Origin of the sequence: Pseudomonas sp. NPDC088414 (genome assembly GCF_044753325.1) — a bacterium.
Lineage (GTDB): Bacteria > Pseudomonadota > Gammaproteobacteria > Pseudomonadales > Pseudomonadaceae > Aquipseudomonas.
Genome location: NZ_JBIVMY010000072.1, coordinates 1 through 2,362 on the forward strand (window position 1 = coordinate 1; position 2,362 = coordinate 2,362).

A 2,362-nucleotide genomic window follows, 5' to 3' on the forward strand; every position below is an offset into this window, starting at 1 on the left:
AATCGAGAGGCGCCGGTTAAGCGCGTTCGTACAAAGACATCCATGAACCGAATCTCTAGATACATAGCGGAGAAGTTGGGTGCATCAGTAGAGCGTCAAGCAGTCAGGCTGCGGTAACAACCCGACCAATCAGGCGGAAAGTCTCGTTCTAGAGAGGCCAGCCGTCGTGACCCTTTGGTCAGCGGGCGGCATTATACATAGGTAGCTGGCAATCTGCCGATGGTTCATATGCAACCGGTCTCGTCCATTGGTCTAAAGGTCGCAGGGGCGGGTGGGGCGTAGAGTCGCTGCGAATGCTTGAATTTGGCGCTTTTCCCTTTGCTTTCAGGCTTGTACGAAACCAGATGTAGTCGCGCCGTGAACAGAGGGTTTGCGTGTTGATTTAACTGGGTTACGCTCGAACCAAGCCAGATGTTCAATCCAAACAATGGAGTTCAGCATGGGTTACAAGAAGATTCAGGTTCCAGCCGTCGGCGACAAAATCACCGTCAATGCAGACCATTCTCTCAATGTTCCTGATAACCCGATCATCCCCTTCATCGAAGGTGACGGCATTGGCGTCGACGTCAGCCCGGTGATGATCAAAGTGGTTGATGCTGCCGTGGCCAAGGCCTACGGGGGCAAGCGCAAGATTTCCTGGATGGAGGTTTACGCTGGCGAAAAAGCGACTCAGGTCTATGACCAGGACACCTGGCTGCCCCAGGAAACCCTGGATGCCGTCAAAGATTACGTGGTCTCCATCAAGGGCCCGCTGACCACCCCGGTCGGTGGTGGCATCCGCTCCCTCAACGTCGCCCTGCGCCAGCAACTCGATCTTTATGTCTGCCTGCGTCCCGTGGTGTGGTTCGAAGGTGTGCCGAGCCCGGTGAAAAAGCCTGGCGACGTCGACATGGTGATCTTCCGCGAGAACTCCGAAGACATTTATGCCGGTATTGAATGGAAGGCCGGCTCGCCTGAGGCCACCAAGGTCATCAAGTTTCTGAAAGAAGAAATGGGTGTCACCAAGATCCGTTTCGACCAGGATTGCGGTATCGGCATCAAGCCTGTTTCCAGGGAAGGCACCAAACGTCTGGTGCGCAAGGCCCTGCAATACGTGGTGGACAACGACCGCAAGTCGCTGACCATCGTGCACAAGGGCAACATCATGAAATTCACCGAAGGTGCCTTCAAGGACTGGGGCTACGAGGTGGCGAAGGAAGAATTCGGCGCCGAACTGCTCGATGGCGGCCCATGGATGAAGTTCAAGAACCCGAAAACCGGCCGTGAAGTCATCGTCAAGGACGCCATTGCCGACGCCATGCTCCAGCAGATCCTGCTGCGTCCGGCCGAGTACGACGTGATCGCCACGCTGAACCTCAATGGTGACTACCTCTCCGACGCCCTGGCGGCGGAAGTGGGTGGTATCGGTATCGCGCCGGGCGCCAACCTGTCCGACACCGTGGCCATGTTCGAGGCGACCCACGGTACCGCGCCGAAGTACGCCGGCAAGGACCAGGTCAACCCGGGCTCGGTGATCCTGTCGGCCGAGATGATGTTGCGTCATCTGGGCTGGACCGAAGCGGCTGACCTGATCATCAAGGGCACCAACGGCGCCATCAAGGCCAAGACCGTGACCTATGACTTCGAACGTCTGATGGAAGGTGCCACGCTGGTGTCTTCTTCGGGCTTCGGTGAGGCGATCATCAAGCACATGTAAGCCATGCAGGTACAAAAAAACCGCCTTCGGGCGGTTTTTTCATGACCGGGTGACGGTTATGTCAGCCCGACACCTTTTCTTTATGAGGAGTAGGCGTAGCCGCTTCACTCGCCACGGGCGCCGCTGTGATCTTTACCGCGTGCAGGCCTTTGGGGCCCTGAACGATCTCGAAGCTGACGACCTGCCCGGCCTTGAGGGTTTTATACCCGACCATCTCAATGGCGGAGTAGTGCGCAAAGAAATCAATGTCTTTGCCGTCCTCGTCACGTCCTTCACGGGCATCGGTATTGATGAAGCCGAATCCCTTGGCATTGTTGAACCACTTGACCTTGCCGACAGCCATGCTCAAATCCCTCTGCAACAGACTCCATCGCTGGAGTATCATCCAGGACATCCGCAATCTAATCCGTTAAAAGGATTGACTCCGCGGATCTTTTTTACCCACTGTGGGCTCTATTGGTTGTAACACCGTTTTCCCGATAGTCAAGGTGACCGGGCAGTCGGAGTTGAAAAGGTGTACAGCCGCCCCCACCACTGTATTTGCACAACTGACGAACCTTTCTTTCCATGCATGCAATCAGCCAGATTCGACTAACATTCAATCAGGATCGCCCGCTTCTCCAAAAGGATCATCCAGAGGAGCACGACGACGATTCGGCAGGCGGT

2 protein-coding genes and 1 pseudogene are annotated in these 2,362 nt (G+C 55.9%); 2 read left to right on the top strand and 1 reads right to left on the bottom strand.

The window, feature by feature from the left end:
* Positions 1–439 precede the first annotated feature (439 nt).
* Entirely contained in the window at positions 440–1,696 is a 1,257-nt protein-coding gene (icd, locus tag ACIP8I_RS27075; RefSeq protein ID WP_007964844.1) for an NADP-dependent isocitrate dehydrogenase, read from the top strand.
* 61 nt (positions 1,697–1,757) lie between these two features.
* On the opposite strand, the gene ACIP8I_RS27080 is transcribed toward icd, so the two are convergent.
* Positions 1,758–2,039, bottom strand: a complete 282-nt coding sequence (locus ACIP8I_RS27080) for a cold shock domain-containing protein (RefSeq protein WP_400764918.1) — start codon at positions 2,037–2,039, stop codon at positions 1,758–1,760.
* 224 nt (positions 2,040–2,263) lie between these two features.
* On the opposite strand from ACIP8I_RS27080, the pseudogene ACIP8I_RS27085 reads away from it, so the two are divergent.
* A pseudogene (locus ACIP8I_RS27085) lies at positions 2,264–2,362 on the top strand (ATP-dependent Clp protease adaptor ClpS); the annotation flags it as partial.

Excerpts from the sequence above, each read along its gene's own strand:
- icd (WP_007964844.1), top strand. The coding sequence starts at position 440 with ATGGGTTACAAGAAGATTCAGGTTCCAGCCGTCGGCGACAAAATCACC.
- ACIP8I_RS27080 (WP_400764918.1), bottom strand. The coding sequence starts at position 2,039 with ATGGCTGTCGGCAAGGTCAAGTGGTTCAACAATGCCAAGGGATTCGGC.